The 19256-nt window shown below is 34.6% G+C and carries 21 protein-coding genes and 1 pseudogene; 10 read left to right on the forward strand and 12 right to left on the reverse strand.

What is annotated here, in order from left to right:
- The first annotated feature begins 195 nt into the window (after positions 1–195).
- The 4 genes from O3601_RS07010 (at position 196) to O3601_RS07025 (ending at position 3458) form a co-directional block, all read left to right on the forward strand.
- Complete coding sequence (locus O3601_RS07010; protein ID WP_050104975.1) at positions 196–615, forward strand: hypothetical protein; 420 nt, start codon at positions 196–198, stop codon at positions 613–615.
- Between the two features lie 4 nt (positions 616–619).
- Positions 620–1636, forward strand: coding sequence for a replication initiation factor domain-containing protein (locus O3601_RS07015; RefSeq protein ID WP_050104976.1), 1017 nt, complete (start codon positions 620–622; stop codon positions 1634–1636).
- A 61-nt stretch (positions 1637–1697) separates the two neighbouring features.
- On the forward strand, positions 1698–1946 hold the full coding sequence (locus O3601_RS07020; RefSeq protein WP_000571454.1) for a hypothetical protein: 249 nt from the start codon (positions 1698–1700) through the stop codon (positions 1944–1946).
- A gap of 15 nt (positions 1947–1961) precedes the next feature.
- Positions 1962–3458, forward strand: coding sequence for a site-specific integrase (locus O3601_RS07025; protein WP_000862760.1), 1497 nt, complete (start codon positions 1962–1964; stop codon positions 3456–3458).
- A gap of 217 nt (positions 3459–3675) precedes the next feature.
- Here the strand turns inward: O3601_RS07025 and O3601_RS07030 are convergent, their stop codons facing one another.
- The 7 genes from O3601_RS07030 to O3601_RS07060 form a co-directional block, all read right to left on the reverse strand.
- Positions 3676–4941 (reverse strand): site-specific integrase, encoded by a 1266-nt coding sequence (locus O3601_RS07030; RefSeq protein ID WP_049538667.1) that lies wholly within the window; start codon positions 4939–4941, stop codon positions 3676–3678.
- A 99-nt stretch (positions 4942–5040) separates the two neighbouring features.
- Positions 5041–5304 carry a MerR family transcriptional regulator gene (locus O3601_RS07035; protein WP_049538669.1) on the reverse strand — a complete coding sequence of 88 codons (264 nt, stop codon included), beginning with the start codon at positions 5302–5304 and terminating at the stop codon, positions 5041–5043.
- Between the two features lie 78 nt (positions 5305–5382).
- Positions 5383–6633 (reverse strand): replication initiation factor domain-containing protein, encoded by a 1251-nt coding sequence (locus O3601_RS07040; RefSeq protein WP_371472049.1) that lies wholly within the window; start codon positions 6631–6633, stop codon positions 5383–5385.
- Between the two features lie 306 nt (positions 6634–6939).
- Positions 6940–7686 (reverse strand): ATP-binding protein, encoded by a 747-nt coding sequence (locus O3601_RS07045; protein WP_101782263.1) that lies wholly within the window; start codon positions 7684–7686, stop codon positions 6940–6942.
- On the reverse strand, positions 7667–8173 hold the full coding sequence (locus tag O3601_RS07050) for a hypothetical protein (protein ID WP_101782264.1): 507 nt from the start codon (positions 8171–8173) through the stop codon (positions 7667–7669). The genes O3601_RS07045 and O3601_RS07050 overlap by 20 nt, the downstream gene beginning before the upstream one ends.
- The gene (locus O3601_RS07055) at positions 8173–8472 is read right to left on the reverse strand and encodes a hypothetical protein (RefSeq protein WP_101782265.1); all 300 of its coding nucleotides are present in this window, start codon (positions 8470–8472) and stop codon (positions 8173–8175) included. The genes O3601_RS07050 and O3601_RS07055 overlap by 1 nt, the downstream gene beginning before the upstream one ends.
- Before the next feature lie 48 nt (positions 8473–8520).
- Positions 8521–8817 carry a hypothetical protein gene (locus O3601_RS07060; protein WP_101782266.1) on the reverse strand — a complete coding sequence of 99 codons (297 nt, stop codon included), beginning with the start codon at positions 8815–8817 and terminating at the stop codon, positions 8521–8523.
- A gap of 411 nt (positions 8818–9228) precedes the next feature.
- Between O3601_RS07060 and O3601_RS07065 the strand changes: the two genes are divergently transcribed.
- Positions 9229–10140 carry a hypothetical protein gene (locus O3601_RS07065; protein ID WP_101782267.1) on the forward strand — a complete coding sequence of 304 codons (912 nt, stop codon included), beginning with the start codon at positions 9229–9231 and terminating at the stop codon, positions 10138–10140.
- Between the two features lie 40 nt (positions 10141–10180).
- Here the strand turns inward: O3601_RS07065 and O3601_RS07070 are convergent, their stop codons facing one another.
- Complete coding sequence (locus O3601_RS07070) at positions 10181–10516, reverse strand: helix-turn-helix domain-containing protein (protein WP_047206714.1); 336 nt, start codon at positions 10514–10516, stop codon at positions 10181–10183.
- 154 nt (positions 10517–10670) lie between these two features.
- Between O3601_RS07070 and O3601_RS07075 the strand changes: the two genes are divergently transcribed.
- Positions 10671–13298, forward strand: a complete 2628-nt coding sequence (locus O3601_RS07075; protein WP_371472052.1) for an SEC10/PgrA surface exclusion domain-containing protein — start codon at positions 10671–10673, stop codon at positions 13296–13298.
- 5 nt (positions 13299–13303) lie between these two features.
- A complete protein-coding gene (locus O3601_RS07080) occupies positions 13304–13747 on the forward strand; it encodes a hypothetical protein (RefSeq protein ID WP_101782269.1) in 444 nt (147 codons plus the stop codon).
- 280 nt (positions 13748–14027) lie between these two features.
- Here O3601_RS07080 and rpmG read toward each other — a convergent pair whose 3' ends face one another.
- The 4 genes and pseudogenes from rpmG to O3601_RS07100 all read right to left on the reverse strand — a co-directional run bounded on the left by rpmG (position 14028) and on the right by O3601_RS07100 (position 15387).
- The gene (rpmG, locus tag O3601_RS07085; protein WP_001265622.1) at positions 14028–14177 is read right to left on the reverse strand and encodes a 50S ribosomal protein L33; all 150 of its coding nucleotides are present in this window, start codon (positions 14175–14177) and stop codon (positions 14028–14030) included.
- A 15-nt stretch (positions 14178–14192) separates the two neighbouring features.
- Positions 14193–14375 carry a 50S ribosomal protein L32 gene (gene rpmF, locus O3601_RS07090; protein ID WP_000290417.1) on the reverse strand — a complete coding sequence of 61 codons (183 nt, stop codon included), beginning with the start codon at positions 14373–14375 and terminating at the stop codon, positions 14193–14195.
- Positions 14376–14526: 151 nt separating this feature from the next.
- The gene (locus O3601_RS07095; protein ID WP_000796544.1) at positions 14527–14727 is read right to left on the reverse strand and encodes a PTS ascorbate transporter subunit IIC; all 201 of its coding nucleotides are present in this window, start codon (positions 14725–14727) and stop codon (positions 14527–14529) included.
- 2 nt (positions 14728–14729) lie between these two features.
- Positions 14730–15387: pseudogene (locus O3601_RS07100) on the reverse strand (hypothetical protein).
- Between the two features lie 190 nt (positions 15388–15577).
- Here O3601_RS07100 and O3601_RS07105 point away from each other — a divergent pair.
- Genes O3601_RS07105 through O3601_RS07115 form a run of 3 tightly spaced genes read left to right on the forward strand, consistent with a single transcriptional unit; the run spans position 15578 to position 19255 of the window.
- The gene (locus O3601_RS07105; RefSeq protein ID WP_371472058.1) at positions 15578–17608 is read left to right on the forward strand and encodes a transcription antiterminator; all 2031 of its coding nucleotides are present in this window, start codon (positions 15578–15580) and stop codon (positions 17606–17608) included.
- 3 nt (positions 17609–17611) lie between these two features.
- The gene (locus tag O3601_RS07110; RefSeq protein WP_000912476.1) at positions 17612–17896 is read left to right on the forward strand and encodes a PTS sugar transporter subunit IIB; all 285 of its coding nucleotides are present in this window, start codon (positions 17612–17614) and stop codon (positions 17894–17896) included.
- Between the two features lie 12 nt (positions 17897–17908).
- Positions 17909–19255, forward strand: coding sequence for a PTS ascorbate transporter subunit IIC (locus tag O3601_RS07115; protein WP_000975299.1), 1347 nt, complete (start codon positions 17909–17911; stop codon positions 19253–19255).
- The last annotated feature ends 1 nt before the right edge of the window (position 19256 follow it).

The raw sequence follows: 19256 nt of genomic DNA on the forward strand, positions 1-19256 counted from the left end.
ACCGACTGCTTTTGCAGGAGGTCAGAAAAAACAGCCCCAGTACTAATAGGGGGTGCACACATACATGAAATGTACTCTAAACCCTTGGTACGTAAGGGGTTACGGCTTGCTAGTTGTACCAAGAGGTCGCAAACTCTTGGGAGAGTAAGGATGAGAGGTGTTTTCATGTAGGATACGGAATTAAGGAGAAAAAATATGGTTTACAATATGACAGATACAAACATTAAAATTGGATTGCTTGACCTTGAAATGTCACAGTTTGATATTCCTAAGAAAGTAGTGATTTTGTCAGTTAGGGTGAGCAACAAATACAAAGAAATCAACGGTGAAAACGTGAAGACAGATGAAGTAAGTAAAATTACTTCTACTGTGCTTGACGCTGACAAAGTGAAAGTTCTAACTGAAATGGGAATTTCTACTGATGACTTAAAAGCGATTAACCTAGAAATTATCGGAAATCTGGATAAGATTGCAAAACTTGCTCAAAATGATTCTTTGTTGAATGTTTCTGTTGAATTGATTCGGCCTAAGGTTCGACTAGCTTGGAACATGGCTAGAAGTAATTGGGCGGGTGTAAAAATTGTGTGTGAGGATATTAAAATTCTAGGAGAATAATCCTATGAATACTGTTAGAATAGATTATTTTGCTGTTACTGTTAAGGATGTTCCGCCAGAAAGAGTTCTGACAGACATCCTTCTGATTCCTCTTGAAAACTTTTCCTTGAATGATTGGGGCATAAATAAGTATAAGCAACATTATTCTTGTTCAGAAATTAAGGTGTATTTTAATGCTGATAGGCTTTCTATGGGTGTATTTATCGAATTAAAAGGGCAAGGTTGTCGTCAATATGAAGAGTTTTTAAACAGTAACGAAAATAATTGGATTGCTTTGATAAATCGTTTATATCATCATAATGCCAACTTTACTAGACTAGATATTGCCCACGACATATTTGATGGTAGCTTAGATGTTCAACGAATATATGACTATTGCAAGAAAGGATTATGTATCTCGAAAGCAAAACACTTTGAATATCATGAGAAATCAGTTCTAGATTCTGGTGAGCGTGTAGGAGAAACAGTTGCAATAGGTTCACGAGGTAATCAGCAGTGGTGCATATATAATAAACGCATGGAGCAACTTGGTAAGCAAGAGCTTGTAGAAGTTTCGTCTTGGATTCGCGCAGAGCTTAGATGTTGGCAGGAAAAGGCTAATATAATTGCAGAGCAGTTATTTTTAAAACGTCCCTTATCGTCAATCTATTTTGAAGCTATCAATGGTCATTATCGCTTTGTTCGTCCAAATGCGACAGATAGCAATCATTGGAGAAGAAAAAAAGTCAAGTGGTGGATAGATTATCTAGGAACTGAAAACCAGACAGTTCTTAGTATTACAAGGGCTAAAACGACACTACGGCAGTCGGAGGCTTGGACAGAGAAACAAGTTGCGAAAACATTAGCAAAAGTCTATATTGCAAAGTATCAGGCCTATGATGTTCAAAAGGCGGAAGATTATATTCAAAGCTTGCTCAAAGAGGGACTTTCAAGGCTAACTGATAATGATGAAAAGGATATAGAACAATATATAAGAGAACAGAATAGTTCCCAATTTTGGGGACAAAAAAAGACGACTTGAAAATAAGTCGCCTCTAAAAATTAACTAACTAGATTATAGCATAAGAAAGGAAAGTATTCCAATGATAGAGCTTAAGACAAAGTCAGACTATGATTTAACTAAAAATTGGTATCGGAAGAAAGAATTTTTAGATGAACTTTGGAAGGGTATGAAATTACCTACATTGGATCACTACATTCGTCAAATGAGAAATAGTCCATATTCTTTTGGAATTTGTGGAACTCATGGGAATGTCTTTATTCATGCGGAGGTATTTAAAGATTGGTTTGATTATAAGATTTTCCATGAAAATGAGGCAGTTATAGCTTAGTATAAGGGGGTAAAAATGAAGGTAGGTAAGACTACTCGAGTTCTAACTGTTTATCAATGGAAACCAGACCCTTCTAAAAAGGGCAACGTGCTTGTTAAGTTTGCAATGAGATATACTCATCCTTTGATAACAAAAAGTCGTTATAAGTACCTTACAAGGGGAGAAAATAAAGGGTGGTATACGACTAAGGCAATACCAACAGGAAAAGACAGTAAGGGACATGAGAAGTTACTTATTTCTGATATAAAGAATAGTCAGCTGATTACAAAAGTTTCAAAGATATTAAATGAAATGATTGATGAAACCGTATTAGATTTGACTGGAGAAAAACCAAAGAAATTAGAGCCTAGTAAAACTTTATGCCTCAAAGAGATAGCTAGACCGTATGATGAAAACAGTGAATTATACGGTTTAGCTTTTAAGTGGTGGGTCAATCGTGTTAAGCCTGCCAAGAATACTCTAAAGACTAGAGTTAGTGTTTATAACCAGCATATTTCCCCATATTTCAACGAAAATATGAGCCTTAAACAGTTCTGTATGGAACAGGAAAAAATGCAAGATATTATAAATAATGCAAGTGAGGGAACTTCAAAGAACATTCATATCTATCTTAAAATGATATTTGATTGGGCGGTAGAACAAGGAGAATTGACAGCGTCGCAACACCCTATTTTGAATAAGAGGGTTAAGCGTAAGACACTAACAAGTGCAGAAGAGCAGGCGAAACTTAGGGAAGATATAGCTGAAAAATATCTTGAAGTTGAAGAGGCTAATCAAGTATTTAAAATTATTGAAAATTGGACTAAGCGACATAATAATGAACTAGTTGCTGATGTACTCAGAATTATCTACTTGACAGGTATGAGACCGAGTGAAGCATTAGGTTTGAATGAAGATGTTCTAGATTTCAAGAATAAACTCATTAAGGTTCATTGGCAGAGGGCAAGCCATAATAAGACTGACAAAGAAATGGCAGAAGAAGGCTTGCGTGATGAGAAGGAACGATATAGAGCAATTCTAAAAACTAAAGAAAGCGTTAGAACTATTCCGATGTCACCAAAAGTAGAACAAATTTTACTTAAATATATTGAAAGAAATAAGTTTCAGGCGAGATTTAATCCGACTTATCATGATATGGGATATATTTTTACTAGGGTATACATAAAAGGGAAGAACCAGCAGGGCAGTCCATTGTATCATACAGAAATTTCAATGTTCTTAAGAGGTGGAACTAGTCAGTCCGCTAAGTATAATAAGAAAAGTGGAAAATCCTATAAGGATATTGATGACCTAGTTGATTTTGGTAGGCCTGTTCACATAGTTCCCCATATGTTCCGACATAGTTTTGTTTCAGTCATGGCTGATAAGAATGTAAGCTTAAACGTTATTCGAGAGTTTGTGGGACATTCAGAAGATAGTAGAGAAATAGAAAAAATCTATCTTCATGTTATGCAAAAGGGAAAACATAAGATTGAACAAGCTATGATAGATTTGTCTAAAATAATCTCTTGATTATTATAATCAGTTAAAATTCAGTTATTTTTCTAAACTTAAAAGAAAAAGCCTTAGAAATGTTGATTTCATAGGCTTTCTGTATGTTGTATTATTTAACTTCTGTAAGGAATACTTAAAATCTATTTTAGTTGTGATAAACCCTATTAAATCAATATTTATAAGCTATTGATTTGGATAAAGATGTCAGAGGTTGCCAAAAAGGTTGCCATGAGTTTTATGAGGTTAGCTCCGCAATTTTATTTAGATAAATATCTACCGCTTGCGTTTGATTTTTAGGGGCAAGCTCGGCATATATGTCCATAGTAGTTTTGATAGACTTATGTCCCATTCTATGTTGTAGCTCTTTCCAGTTCATACCAGCATTTAACATCATAGAAGCGTGTGTATGGCGGAAAAGATGGAAACCATAGTCAGGTAAACCAAGAGCCACTAATCGCTTTTTAAGGGTTGCACGTTCATTTCTATCACACATATAGTTTCCGTAAATAGTTGGGAAAATCAACTTGCTTTTTGAAAGACCGTTCTTCTTGAAATAAAGATTCATTTCATCATGGAAGTTTTGAAGTTGCTCAATAATTTGGTATGGAACAGCTATTTTTCTATTGCCCGAATCAGATTTAGGAGTATTTTTACAAACAACTTTTCCTTTTAATCCTAACTTAGGGTTTGCATTTTTCCATACAAGAGTTTTAGTGACTAATATTTCAGAACTTTCAAAATTAAGGTCATATATAGTCAAAGCCAATAGCTCATTGATTCTCATTCCTGAAGCAAGTAGACTGTCGCAGATAACTTTAAATCGGCGATTAGCCCTAGTATTAGGTAAAGTATCAACGAAATTTAGCCAGCTAGTTAAATCTTCATCATGAAGAACCATAATGCGTTTTTGATTGCTTTTTGGTTTTGGAGGAATCTTGATAGATTGAACAGGATTATATTTGAGTTCAAAATGTGTTATTCCAAAATCAAAAATTTCTCTTAATTTATGGGCGATTGCTCCGAAATCTTTTGCGCTTCCTTTTTTAGCTCGTTTATTACCGGCATCGACAGATTCTTTAGATTTTTGGGCAAGATTGTTAATCCAATTTTGTATATCGGAAGAAGTGATTTTATCTGGTTGATAGTGTCCGAATTTGGGTAATATATAGGTATCAAGATAATTTCTCACTCGATTGAGAGTGTTATCTGAACTAACCCAAGTCTCGTAGTTGGAGAACCACAATTCAGCTAAATCTGACAAGGTAGCAATGCTAAAAGTTTCTTTCCTTGTTGAACCATTTTCTTCCCAATCAATTTTAGCTTGAATAATTTTACGATCTAAGGATCGTAGGGTTTTAGCTGTTACAGTTGTTTTTACAGGTTTTCCAGTCTTTATATCTAAGCCTAGATAGACGCTCTTTACTGAATAACTAATCTCGCCATTGTCCTTTACTTTCTTGAGGACGGTTTTGCCTTTATGGATGATTTTTTCTATATTCATAGTTGCTCTCCTCAATCAATCGAAGAATTGAAAAAAGCTAAAATAGATAGTATCTCTCTTTCTTTCTTTTTTGATACTTCTATTCTAGCACATTTCATTTTAGTTGTGGCTTAAAAACTCTAAAACAGTATCAATATGATAGTAAACGGTTCTAGTACCCTCAATAGGTGGTTCTAAACGTTTAAGACCTCTATTTTCCCATGACCTCAATGTATTTGGAGATATACTCAGTAAATCTAATAACTCTTTTTGAGTATAAATAATGCCAGTTCTATTTTTTTCACTATTTAAATGTTTTAGTAGGTCAATCACGGTAAGAAGCATTAGTTCGATTTGCTTTAAGTCAAAATTATTGCTAGACATACTATTCTCTCTTTCTTTGGTAAATATAATTGAAATATGAGATAATAGCAGTAGGGATAAGCTACTACTTATCTCTTGCTAATCCGCAACATCACTTTTAGGCTTCTTGGCGGAATCTTTAGGAGTGATGTTGTTTTTTTGGTAAAAGATTTGAAAGGCATCTTCCAGAAAATCTTTAAAATTTAGTTTTGACAGTTCACCACCGAATTTGTTTAACCATATCCCAACATCTGGATTTGGGATATAGTTGAATTCGTATTCTTGAACTAACCTGATGATGAAGTGATTACGGGCTTGCGTACCCCAAATTTCCTCAATTTTCTTTAGAAGTGGATAAAATCCGCTACCTTTTAACAAATAAGAAATGGTTGCTAATAAATCATTATTTCGAGAGTTTAAGGATTCAAGCTCTGGGAAGATACCAAAACCTTTAAGTAAATCACTAGTGAATGGCAACAGTTGACCAGTCTCTGCATCATGGAAACAATATTTATCAATCATTTTGTTGACAATGAGCTTGCTCAAATCTTGAGAACTATCAATAGCAAGCAACAAGGTTAGAATTTGATTGCTATAAGTACCTTTGTAGGAAGCCTCCATGCGTATCCAAGAATTGCAATACTTAGTTAAGTGCATATAGCGACCTTGATTGTCTAATTGTTCCTGATACTTGTTATAGATACGCAAAAGAGCACTTACATTCTTTTTCCTGCTACCAATATACATAGTTTGAGCTTGACCATTCACTTCTTGAGCGCTAATCTTAGAAACATTTTTACGTCCTTTATGATTGGTGATAATATATTTTTTGATTTTTAACCCTTGGTAAAGGTCATTGACAGCCATTGGATAATTAAAGTAATCAACAGCAAGGTCAATACGAGAAAGGCGCAAATCATAATAGTCAGCGTACAGCAGTTGTGCTATATTGTGAACGTCAATTGCTTCACTATAATAGTCTTGATAGGAGGCTTTATAGTGAGACAAAGCCGATGCAGAAAATTTCAGGATAATTCCCATAGTAAAATTAGTTTGATGCCAAGCAATCGCAAAGTAATAGGGGAGATTCTGAAAGGTAAAGCCGTCAGTATAGCCTGCTGGTGAGGTTTTCAGTGGAATATAATCTCCAAAGAGAACTGGGAGGGATAGCTTTTCTGCTACTGTTTCAGACAGCGATAAAGCAATTTGATGCCAATTATCAGGATATTCTCCTACAGTATCTTCTGTCGGTTGGATGACAAATGTAGCTTCATCGACACTGGTCATAATGACTGGGTTATGGTCGTTATCTTTTTGAAGATACTTTTCAATTTCATTTTTACAAATCATTTTATTTTCTTTCTATCCGCCTAAAGAGTGAAAGTTAACTGGGCGGAAAAGATTGTTTTAGTTAACTATTTATTGTAATGTAGCGAAATTTCTATGTTTTTATTCTCTCATAGTTTCAGGAAGTAATCACCCTAAATAAAAAGTTATAGAATAACGTTGATATAACAGCATTTTAAGGGAATTGAGCATTTTACCCTAAAGTGGAATTTACATAGCTTTAGAACAAGGTAAAATGGAACGGGGGTCTTTACATGTCCCCCGTATAACAGCCAGCTAAAGCTGGCGAGGCTGTAAGACCCTGATTCTCTAAAGTGAATCAGGGTCAACAGCCTCAGCAATATTAGCAGACTTTCCTAATATATCAAGAACTCGTCCCTTCAGTAAATTTATATCAGGTACTTGTTTAACCTTAATTTTAATAACATTAGAACCATCATCAAAACGCTGAAGGTAGCCAAATCTTTTGGGTAAATTTTTTTGTAGCTCTTGTCCTTCCTTTAGTTCAAAAAGTCCCTTCGTTACTGATGACCTCAGTGAACCCAATGCAATGACTAAAGAAAATTGATTCCGAGCAGATCCCTCCCCTAGTGCAGAAGCAAGCAGATCTTGTGAAACGGCTAATAATTTGACATTAAAGGCCCTCCCAGTATAAAGAATAACTCTAATTTTCTCCTGATATTCTTTCTTAGACTTTCCTGCTAATTCAAATAATGAAGTTAATTCTTCTACTACAAGATAGTAGGGAGTTTTTTCTCTTCCTCTATTCTTTTTTCTTAACTCAATCTCATTAAAAGCTACATCTATAGCTAAAATAGCTCTGTCACCTAAATACACATTGGGTAAATGTTCCGCAAATAAATAATCAGACTGTTTCATCTCAGAGATAATAAATTCACTTGCAGGATTTTGATTGTATAGATAATTGATAATAGCGAATACAGCCGTAGATTTTCCAACACCACTACTCCCCAGCAACAGAAGATGGATGAAATCTATATCTGGCGTTCCGCCCCCAGCTTTTAGAAATGGATTTTTAGAGCTCAATGATTTCATCAAGGTCAAATTCCTCCTGAGTTTTAGGTTCTGTTGCTCTAGCATTTTGATTAAAAGTAGCGTCCTCAATGGTTTCTAATTTTAAGAAAATAAACCACCCTCCGTTTACCAACTCAACTTGACTGTAATCAATAGTATAAGAAACTTCGTGGTTTGCAATAATTCCTTTTACTATATTCTCAATCTCACGCTGTTGTTCTGATGAAATATTGGAACCGAGTTGAATTATTAGATATTCACCACTATCAGAAAGTTTAACTTGCTCTTTAACCTTTAAATGTTCTAGCGTAGGTAACAGAGAATAAATATTCTGTTGGACACTACCTATCTTAGACCACTCTCTAGGAAGAGAATATTTATTGTTTAAGTGGTTAAAGAAAAGTTGGTTGAGGAATATTTTATCAAATTGATATATTCCCCAAATGACAAGAACCACAATCCCTAACAATAGGATAAATAGTAGTAAAATAGAATACAGAATAATCATTAGTTTTCCTCCTTGCTTTCAGACTCCCTCATTCGATAATTAAAATCTACGTAAGAATCATGAATATCATAAGAAAATTCAAGTATTTCCTTGATATGTTTATAAACCTGATTAACTACAAAGTCTGCTATATCTACGGAAAAATCCTCAGTTACCCAGAATCTGATACTACCGCTGTAGAAATTCCCTCTGGGAAGATTTATAGGGTGACTATCGAAAAGGATAGGTGTTTTACTTCTATCAAGGTATGATGATAAATTTAAATCAATCGTTTCATGTAAACTATTTAAAATAAACATAAATTAAACCTCCAATAAGTGAGAGGGAGGAAGACCTCCCTTAATAAATTAAACAAGTTCAATAAAAGCAGACTTAGCTTTTACTGAGAGCGCAGCACGATTCCCATTGGTGTAGGCGTTGATAGAAACATTTTCGAGAATAATTTCTACTTTTTCATCAAATAAAGTCGTAAAGTCAGATACATTAACTATATCAGCTTTAATATTTGTTTGATTGAATCGGCCGTCTGGAGTTCGTACACCGATGGTTAATTGAGTTTGACCAGTGCTGAGACCAGAAGCATAGTCTTTTAGTTCTGATGCGCCAATAAGGCGACCCTGCAATGTTGTTTGTGTAGCTTCCATAGGCTACCTCTTTTCTAACCGTTTTATTAAATACATCAAAAAATTCACGGCTTTTCAAATTTATTGAAGATATGTATTGTGTGATAGCTACCTCACATCTTAATTATTCCATAAAAACTGACAAGACTTTACCTAAATTCACTTAAAATATACGTAATAATTTTTCTTGGTTTTTTTAAGATTTTTTTGTTTGTTCAAACCATTGTTTAAAGCTTGCTACATAGCACTTTCAGTGGAATAGAATTTATTATTTATCGAGATTATTTGGTTCAAAAAAAAAATAAATTTTTTTAAGATTTTTCTTGAAAACGTTTTACCCTAAACTTTTATAAAAACCCGTTAATATCTTGACGTTTAAAATGTATTAATGCTAAAATGATACATAAACTTTTTGTGTAAAGGATGTTTACTATGGAAGAAAAAAAAGAAGAACGCATGCTTGTTGCAGTTACAGTTAATTTGATGCACAATATGGAAGAATTTAAAGAGTTCAAAAAAGAACAAAGGATTAGTGGAGATTATGAAGCCAAAACTGATTATCTAGTAAAAGAGGTTAACGTGAGCGACAAGACGGCAGAAAATTTGTTGTCTGGTAAGGTAGTTTCTAAAAATAATTATTTAGCTATTTTTCCTTCCTTTGACAAAGATAATATTAACGAAAAATCTACTGCATTAGAAAGATTTGCAGAGACTATTGTGGATGAAATAGGGAAGGAAAATGAAGATTATATTACAGAAGTATCTAATATAATCACTAATAAATTAGAAAAACTTGATTTAAAAAATATGGCAAAAGCTGTATTATCAGATGATAAACGAGAGGAATCATTAAAAAACTCCATAGCATCAAGCTTAAAAAATGTAGAGTTCCCAAATAAGAAAACTAAAAATAATGACTACGCTCTAATTGTATGGATTGATTACTTTTATAAGCATATCTCTGAACAAGATAATCTATTTGAAATTATTAACAAATTAGATACTCTGTCGAAAGCTATTGAATATCTTTCTCTTGTTGAAAAGATATTTGAGTCTGAAGAAAATATTGAAATATTGTCTCGGTTAGATAATCGTCTTGCTTCATTTATGTTAGTTGAACATCTAGAAGAGTTAGGTTTATTGGATTGTATTGAAAAAGCAACTAACGGACTAGCTGGTATGAATGAATTTAACATTAAATTTGGAAAAACTTATGATAAATTTGTTTTACTAGATTGGTTATTCAATAACGCTAAGAAAGTATTAAATGGTGAAGATATACCTAAATTTATTCACAGTCAGACTAAAACAGAGCATGATATAAAGAGAGAAACTAAAAATTAAATTAGCAAATTTAAAAAAGCCAAGTTCTAAAATACTTGGCTTAATTTATTTGTTTTAATATATCTCGGAGAGCCTTTATAGTAGGTTCTCTTTTTTCTGTCGGTAGATTTCTAATATCTTCAATGAGTTGTGAAAACTCTCCGCTTTGATTTTGATTTTCAATATTAAAAAAAGTATTCATATCAACTTCAAGTGCTTGTATAATTTTTTCAATGGTTTCAAGCTTAACGTTTAATTGTTTATTTTCTAACCTATATATGTAGTTAAAACCCAAATCAGCTTTTTCTGCTAGATATTCTTGTGTCATCCCGCTTTTCAGTCTTAGAAGTCTGATTTGTTTTGCAACAAATTCTCTTAAATTTATTTTTTCCGTCATGATAGTACCTCATAACTATCATACAAGTTTATCTCATTAAACAAATCATTATCAAAAGACTGAAATAGTTGAGAAAATAATATTTAAAAGACTGTAAAGTATGGTATAATATTATTTATAAAACAGTCTTTTAAGACATAAAGGAGTTTATACGATGGAATCAAACACACGAGGTCACGGAACCATCAAGAAATTGCGTACAGGTGCAGTTGTTTCTACTTTAGCACTCACAGCTTTCGGGGTATCTACTGGGGTATCTGCTAGTGAGACTGAGGTAGCAGTTAATGAGCCAGCAACTAGGGTAGTTGCTAAAGAAGAGGTTAAACCTAAAGTTCCTACTCAAGCGGACGTAGATAAGGCTAAAGCTGAATCGGATAAGGCTAGTCAGGATGTAGCTAAGCAAAAAGAAGTGGTTGCATCTACTGAAGCAAACATTGCTAACGTTGAAAAGACTATCGCTGATACTACTAAGAAAGTTGAAGAAGCTAAATCTGTTACACCTCAAAAGGTTTCTGAGGCTAAGGCTGATGCTGACAAGAAGGCTAACGAGCTTGCTACGGCTGAAAAGACTGTAGCTGACGCTGATAAGTCTGTATCTGCCACTGCTGAAAAGGTTGCTGACCAAACTAAGGTAGTATCAAATGCTGAGAAAACTGCCACTGCTACGGCTAATAAGGTAGCTGACGCTCAGAAGAAAGTAGATGCTCTTTCATCTACTACTGATATTGCTCCCCTTGAAAAAGAGGTAGCTACGCTTACTAACCAAGTCAAAGATGACACTCAAGCCGTAGAGACTGCTCAGACTAATCTTGATAATGGTAAAAAAGCTCAAGCCAATAAAGACCAAGCTATCAAAGATGCTCAAACAGGGGTATCTAGCGCTGAAACTAAACTTTCTCAAGCTACTACAGCTCTTGCAACTGCTAAGGCTGACCAGTCAAACAAAGAAACTGTAGTTACAAATGCTAAGTCAAACCTAGACCGTGCTAAAGAAGAGCTTGCTAACACAGATGTTGCGGTCAACACTATCACTATAAGCCAAGAGTATATGTCACTCCTTAAAGAGTACTTAACTACTGGCAAACCAGAAGCACTTTCTCAAAAACTAAAAGAGCAGGGTATCAAGGAGTTGCAGAAGGCAGGTACTGTAACTCTAACTAAAGATGGTGAGATTTACCGTTTTGACTTACCATTTAACTCTACTAAAAAAGACCAAAACACTGAAGTTGACGTAAACAATCTCGATTACGAGACTCGTAAAGATTTGTCATTATTTGCAGCTGATTTGTTCAATCAAGTTCGTAAACAATTTGGTACAGACTTAGTTTCAGTTAACGACGATGTTATGACTATCGCAGATAAAGTAGCTAAGCTTACAAAAGGTATCGAATATCACGATACTAAGACTTTAAAATCAGTAGGTAAAGAGTATGGTGTTCTTCTTGCAGAGCTTATTGGTAACGATACTCACAAACTCACTACTGTAGCAGAAATCAAGCGAGCTATCTACAATGACGTATATGCTATGCTTTACTGGGACACTCATGCTGATTGGGGGCATGCCCAAGGGGTATCTCATGTGGCAGACGAGCCATTTATGTCTTACCACCAGTATATTGGTATCTCTACAAGTTATGATGAAAATACAGATACAAAAATTCATTACCTTGGTACATCTAATAATGTGATTTCTGATGGAGCCAAATTCGACAAAACAAAAGTCGTAACCGCTCCAAGCACCGCTGAAAAGGCAGCTAAATTGCAAGAAAAAGTTTCACTTGCCCAAAAAGCCTACGACAACGAAGTCAAAGCCTCTATCCAAGCTAAAGATGCAGTCCAATCAGCCCAAACTGATTACACCAACGCAGAAACAGCCCTTGCTAATGCTCGTACTAACCTCTCTAACGTAGTAGGTAACAAGATTGATGTTCCAGCTCTTGAAAAGGCTCTTGCTGATGCCCAATCTAAACTAGCACAAGATACTAAAGCTTTGCAGACTGCTAAGGAATCACTTGCTCTTGCTAAGTCAAATGCTACTGACAAAGCTAAGGCTCTTGCTGAAGCTAAGTCAGCTCTTGAAACTGCTAAGGCTGAACAATCTACTGCTGACCAATCTCTTGCCACTGCCAAAGGTGAATTGGAAGTCCTTACTAAAGCTCATGATGTAGCAGTCTTGGCTCGTAAGTCAGCAGGTGTAGACCTTGCTCGTAAACGTGAAGCATCTAAAGAGGCTAGTGACACTTATACAGTTCTTGAACTTGCCCTTACTAAGCGCAATGAAGTCCTTAAGGCTTTGGACAAAGAGCTTACTGATGCTAAATCTAAGCTTGGTGTACTCCGTGCTGAGTTGGAAACTGCTAAGGAAGAGTTGGCTCGTCTTGAGGGTATCGCTGAAGCTAAAGCTCGTATCCTTGCTAACTTTAAGCAACTCAAAGCTGAACATGACGCATACCTTGCTGAACAACAACGCCTGCAAGCTTTGAAAGACAAAGAAGATGCAATCCGTAAAGCAGGTGGTCAACCTAAAGAAGTTCTTGACGCTAACGGTAAAGTAGTTGATGTTGTGGATGGGAAGGCTCAAAATAAGGCAGTTGATGTAGCTACGGTGGGAACTAAAGACGATAAAACATATCAAGCTCCTGTAAAAGCTACGAATGTAAAAGCAGAACCTAAGAAACAACTTCCAAATACAGGAACAAAGGAGACAATGCTAGGCTTATTAGGTTTAGGGTTATTAGCAAGTTTAGGATTAGGATATATAAAAAAGGATAGAAAAGGGTAGAATAAATGAGTAATACAAGAAATTGTCTAAGAGAATTTATCAAATATAATTTATCGATTAGAAACTTTACTGTAACAAACCAAGGAAATTATTTGAAAGCAATAAAAGGGAAAGAAAAATATAGAATTTTGCCCGTTACTAGAACAATTCCGATAGAATCTGAAACTACTACTGTTGAAGCAAACTATGAAACTGTTAAAAAATTTCAAAAATATAATAATGGAAAATATATTGATTGTATTGCTTATGCCATAAGCAAAGTATCAGATGATAAAATTCAAGGGCTTGAATTATTTATAATTCCTATAGTAGAATTTGAGAAATATGTTCAACCTGATAAAAAAACTGGGGATGTTTTATCGAGAGCCTCTAATCACTATCATTATAACTATGCAAAATATAGTCATCAAATTAATGAATTAGTCCATGATTCTTGGATGAGAAAGTAAAAAATAAAAAATCTTCTTACTTATTGTAGGAAGATTTTTTTGGATTCCTAAAATTTATTGAAAAGACTGCGCTATTCCAACAATTTTTAGGAATAAAAAAAGTCCTAAGAATTTTCTAGGACTTTACATTCTTCGATTGTTGACTTTCTTTTTTATTTCAAAAAAGGTTGCCAAAAAGGTTGCCATAGAACTGATTTCAAATGATTTGTAATGAAATTCAATATTTTAAAAATCGCATGAAATCAATGTTTTTCAGTATGTACTGAAATGTAATGAAACCTTATTTAACTTCTGTAAACACAACGTGTTTGCGAAGTTTTGGTGAGTATTTCTTCAATTGAAGACGGTCTGGAGTGTTACGTTTGTTTTTAGAAGTAAGGTACAAGCGTTCACCAGATTCTTTGTGTTCAAGTGTAATATTTACGCGCATGGTATCTCCCTTCTATTATTCAGCTGATGCAGCTTTAGCGATTTTACGTCCTTTGTAGTATCCTTTAAGTGATACACGGTGAGAACGTGAGTAATCTCCAGTAGTTTCGTCAAAGTTTACAGATGGAGCTGTTACTTTGTAGTGTGTACGACGTTTGTTTTTCTTCGCTTTTGAAGTGCGACGTGCAGGTACTGCCATTTTGATTTCTCCTTTAGGTATTTATATTCGATTCAATCTACTGATTTTCATCAACCATACTAGGATAACACATTTTTTTTGTAAAGTAAAGTTACTTGACAAAAAAAGATAAAAAAATTCTCCTGTCCGACACAGCAAACAGGAGAAGGTCTTAAATATCAATCTCAAATGGTTCGTCAATGGTTTCTGATACGTATTTTCCGTCTTTTTTCCGTTGCTTGACACATTCTGTGAGGAGATATTCTATTTGTCCATTGACTGAACGAAAGTCGTCTTCTGCCCATGATGCGAGTGCAGCGTATAACTTTGTTGAGAGTCGAAGGGGGATCTGCTTTTTTTTAGCTTCAGCCATCTTTAGTAAAGACTTCCTGTGTTGACAATTGGTTGTGCATCATGATTGCCACAGAGAACGACTAGGAGATTTGAAACCATGGCAGCTTTTCGTTCTTCGTCAAGCTCGACCAATTCCCCTTCATTGAGACGTTCCAGGGCCATTTCAACCATACCCACAGCGCCGTCTACAATCATCTTACGGGCATCAATAATGGCAGATGCTTGTTGACGTTGAAGCATGACGGCGGCAATTTCTGGTGCATAAGCTAGGTAAGTGATACGTGCTTCAAGGATTTCCTAAGCAGTCATTGTCATTTGATGATTTAGCTCCTAAAAAAGGAGATTTCGTGCTAACGTCACCACTTTATCCAAGTCGAGTGTAGTTTGCAGGGTTAACTGCTACGCTGAAGGGATTGACAAAGTAAAAGCCAGGTTCTTTGATGGTACCTGTATAGTTACCAAAGAGTGTCAGAACCAGAGCCTCCTGAGGTTTGACAACTTTTAAACCAGCATGAGTTAGCGCTGCAATTACGATTAGTAAAGGTCCGATAATAATTCCAAAAATGTTTTCCGAACCAACACCCATTATAAATATAAAGATACCAAGTACGATTGTCAACTCAATGAGAATCAATGCTAATACACCATTTGGTTTTGAATTGATTAGTTTTTCAGTCATAAGAATGACCTCTGTTATTTGATATCTAAATGATATCATTTTGTTTTTAAAAATTAATAGAAAGTTGACAAATAATCACTAAAAAGTTTCAGCCCAATAATTACTTGTAGGAAGTGAGATTATATTGTGCTGAAATACTCTTTTATTCTTATAACTTTTACACTATAATTGTAGTTAGAAAGGAAGAGAAATGTTTGATTATAGAGCACTAGTTATTTTGATGACTTTGATGGATCATTGTGAGCTATCATTATATGAATTATCTGTTAAGGTGAGCTTACCTATAAAGGAAGTCAAAGAAGGAATAGATTATTTAGTGCCTTATCTAGCTAATAAAGGGATAGTGCTGGATAAAAAACAAGGTCGCTATAGTTTATCAAATCGTACGAAGCAGTCTTTGACAGATATTATTAAGTCGGATGAATTGGTTTTACCAAAGTCGACTCGCTTAGCATTAATCTATCTTTACACTTTTTGCCGATTAGATTTTATATCGAATAATCATTACCAAGACTTTTTGAAAGTAAGTAAGAATACAACCTTATCTGATATTCAATCATTAAGAAAGATTATGTTAGACAATGATTTGGAGCTAGGGTACAGTAGAGCAAAAGGTTATACTTTACATGGTTCAGAGTGGAATAAGCACCGTTTAGCTTTTCAAATGGTTAGTGAGTTGCTGGAATCCTCCATAGGGATTTGGGGGGTGGATTATGTTTTATCCAGTTGGGGGTATTCATTAACTTATGATTTGATTGATCAGGTAGTTAAAGATTATTATGAAAAGCTACAGATAGTACCTATTGTTAATCAATTAAAAGTTTGCCTTTTCGGTTTAGTATTCATTATATGTAGGTATCAAAGGGATGTTGAAAGAGTATATCTTTCAGAGACATTAGTATCTCCTATTATTCAAGATATAACGACTATTTTATTAGATACAGTAGTTGATTTGGGAATTATAGATACGGTGTTTTCTGAGGATGATTATCGCTATATCACAGTTTTATTATCAAGTTGCTTTGAAGGTGAAGTAGATGTTGCTCCGGTTTACTTTAATCAATTAACAGAGGTTATTATAAGTAGAATGGAAGATATTTCTTTGTTACATTTTAAACAAAGAGAAGTATTGAGAGAAAATCTTCGCCGCCACCTTATACCGGCTTACTATAGATTAAAGTTCGGCCTACCTAGTTCAAATGAATATGTGTTGCATGTTAAAGAACATTATCCTGATTTATTTGAACTAGTAAAAGATTCTTTGACTCCCTTGATGGACGCTATTGATAAGCCCATACCTGATAGTGAAACAGCATATTTTGTTATCCATTTTGGAGGATATTTAAAGAAAGCAGACAATTTGCCTCAAAAATGTTATAAAGCAGCAATTATCTGTCCTAATGGAATTAGTTCTTCATTGATGATAAAAGAGAATCTATTAGCATTATTCCCTCAAATTGAGTTTATAGGAACCTCAAAGATTGATGATTTATATGCGAAAACTAGTAGTGACTATGATATGGTTTTTTCTACTATAAAGGTGGATACAGAGAAGCCAAATTATCTAGTTTCTGTTATGATGACGGAAGAACAAACAACACAGTTAGTTGAATTGGTATCAAAAGATTTCCCAGATACAGGTTATCGAGATATTGAGCTTAATCAGATAATTAGCATAGTAAGACGATATAGTGTAATCACACAAGAATTAGAGTTAAAATTAGCATTAAAGAGGTATCTCTATCAAGAAATGAACAGAAAGGAAGTGTTACCATTGTTAGAAGAATTAATTACAAAAGAAACTTATCAGGTTAGTTCGGAAAAATTAGGATGGAAGGAGGCAATTCGTTTAGCAGCTAAACCGCTTTTGGATCAACATAAGATAACTGAGAACTACCCTGAGGCAATGATTCAAAAAGTAGAAGAGTTTGGGCCTTTTATTAATTTAGGGAAGGGAGTAGCAATTCCTCACGCTCGGCCAGATGAAGGTGTGAATGAAATAGGAATGTCAATGTTAGTTTTGGAAGAACCGATTTATTTATTGGATAATCCAGAACAAGAGGTAAGATTGTTGATTTGTATTGCAGCCATTGATAATGAGAGTCATTTAAAGGCTTTGTCACATTTAACAACAATTTTAAGAGATAAAAACCATGTTCAAACTTTAATATCATCAAAAAACTATGATGACATTGAAATGATAATTAAACAGGAGGATTAGATAATGTTAAAAATTGGTACAGCTTGTGGTTCAGGATTAGGTTCAAGTTTTATGGTACAGATGAATATTGAATCTGTATTGAGTGATTTGAATGTTTCAGATGTAGAAGTTGAACACTATGATTTAGGTGGAGCAGATCCAAATGCAGCTGATATTTGGATTGTTGGCCGTGATTTAGCTGATTCAGCTAGTCATCTTGGAGATGTTCGTATCTTAAATAGTATTATTGATATGGATGAACTACGAGAATTAATTACTAAACTTTGTGAAGAAAAAGGACTTATTTAGGAGGCTAGCGTCATGATGAAGTTCATATTGGATATTGTTAGTACACCAGCTATTTTAGTAGCTTTAATTGCAATCTTAGGATTAGTTCTTCAGAAGAAGAAATTACCTGATATTATTAAAGGTGGAATTAAGACCTTTGTTGGTTTCTTAGTTGTATCTGGTGGTGCAGGAATTGTGCAAAATTCTTTAAATCCATTTGGTACCATGTTTGAGCATGCTTTTCATTTATCTGGAGTTGTACCAAATAATGAAGCAATTGTAGCTGTAGCTTTAACAACATATGGCTCAGCTACTGCAATGATTATGTTTGCAGGTATGGTATTCAATATCTTAATTGCTCGTTTTACTCGATTCAAATATATCTTTTTAACAGGACACCACACTCTATATATGGCGTGTATGATTGCGGTCATTTTATCAGTTGCTGGCTTTACAAGTTTGCCTCTTATCTTACTAGGAGGATTAGCACTCGGTATTATTATGAGTATTTCCCCAGCATTTGTGCAAAAATATATGGTTCAATTAACTGGAAATGACAAGGTGGCTTTAGGTCATTTCAGTTCTTTGGGATATTGGTTGAGTGGTTTTACTGGTAGCCTTATCGGTGACAAATCAAAATCAACAGAGGACATTAAATTTCCAAAGAGTTTAGCTTTTTTACGTGATAGTACTGTTAGCATTACTTTATCCATGGCAGTTATTTACATTATTGTAGCTATCTTTGCAGGGTCAGAATATATAGAAAAAGAAATCAGTAGTGGTACAAGTGGTCTAGTTTATGCTTTACAATTAGCAGGTCAATTTGCAGCAGGGGTATTTGTTATTTTAGCAGGTGTTCGCCTTATTTTGGGTGAAATTGTTCCAGCCTTTAAAGGTATTTCAGAGCGTCTTGTACCTAATTCAAAACCTGCTTTGGATTGTCCGATTGTTTATACTTATGCACCCAATGCAGTTCTAATTGGATTTATCTCTAGTTTTGTTGGTGGTTTAGTGAGTATGGCAATTATGATTGCTTCAGGAACGGTTGTTATTTTACCAGGTGTTGTGCCTCATTTCTTCTGTGGAGCGACTGCAGGTGTTATTGGGAATGCATCTGGTGGTGTTCGTGGAGCTACTATTGGAGCATTTTTACAAGGTATTTTAATTAGTTTTCTTCCAGTCTTTTTAATGCCAGTTTTGGGAGGACTTGGTTTCCAAGGATCAACTTTCTCAGATGCAGATTTTGGTCTATCAGGAATTATTTTAGGAATGTTGAATCAATTTGGCTCACAAGCAGGCATTGTTATTGGTCTTGTTCTTATTCTAGCAGTTATGTTTGGAGTATCCTTTATTAAAAAGCCATCTGCAAAGGAGGAATAAG

Origin of the sequence: Streptococcus sp. 20925_1_69, from assembly GCF_041432365.1 — a bacterium.
In the GTDB taxonomy this organism is placed as follows: Bacteria; Bacillota; Bacilli; order Lactobacillales; family Streptococcaceae; genus Streptococcus.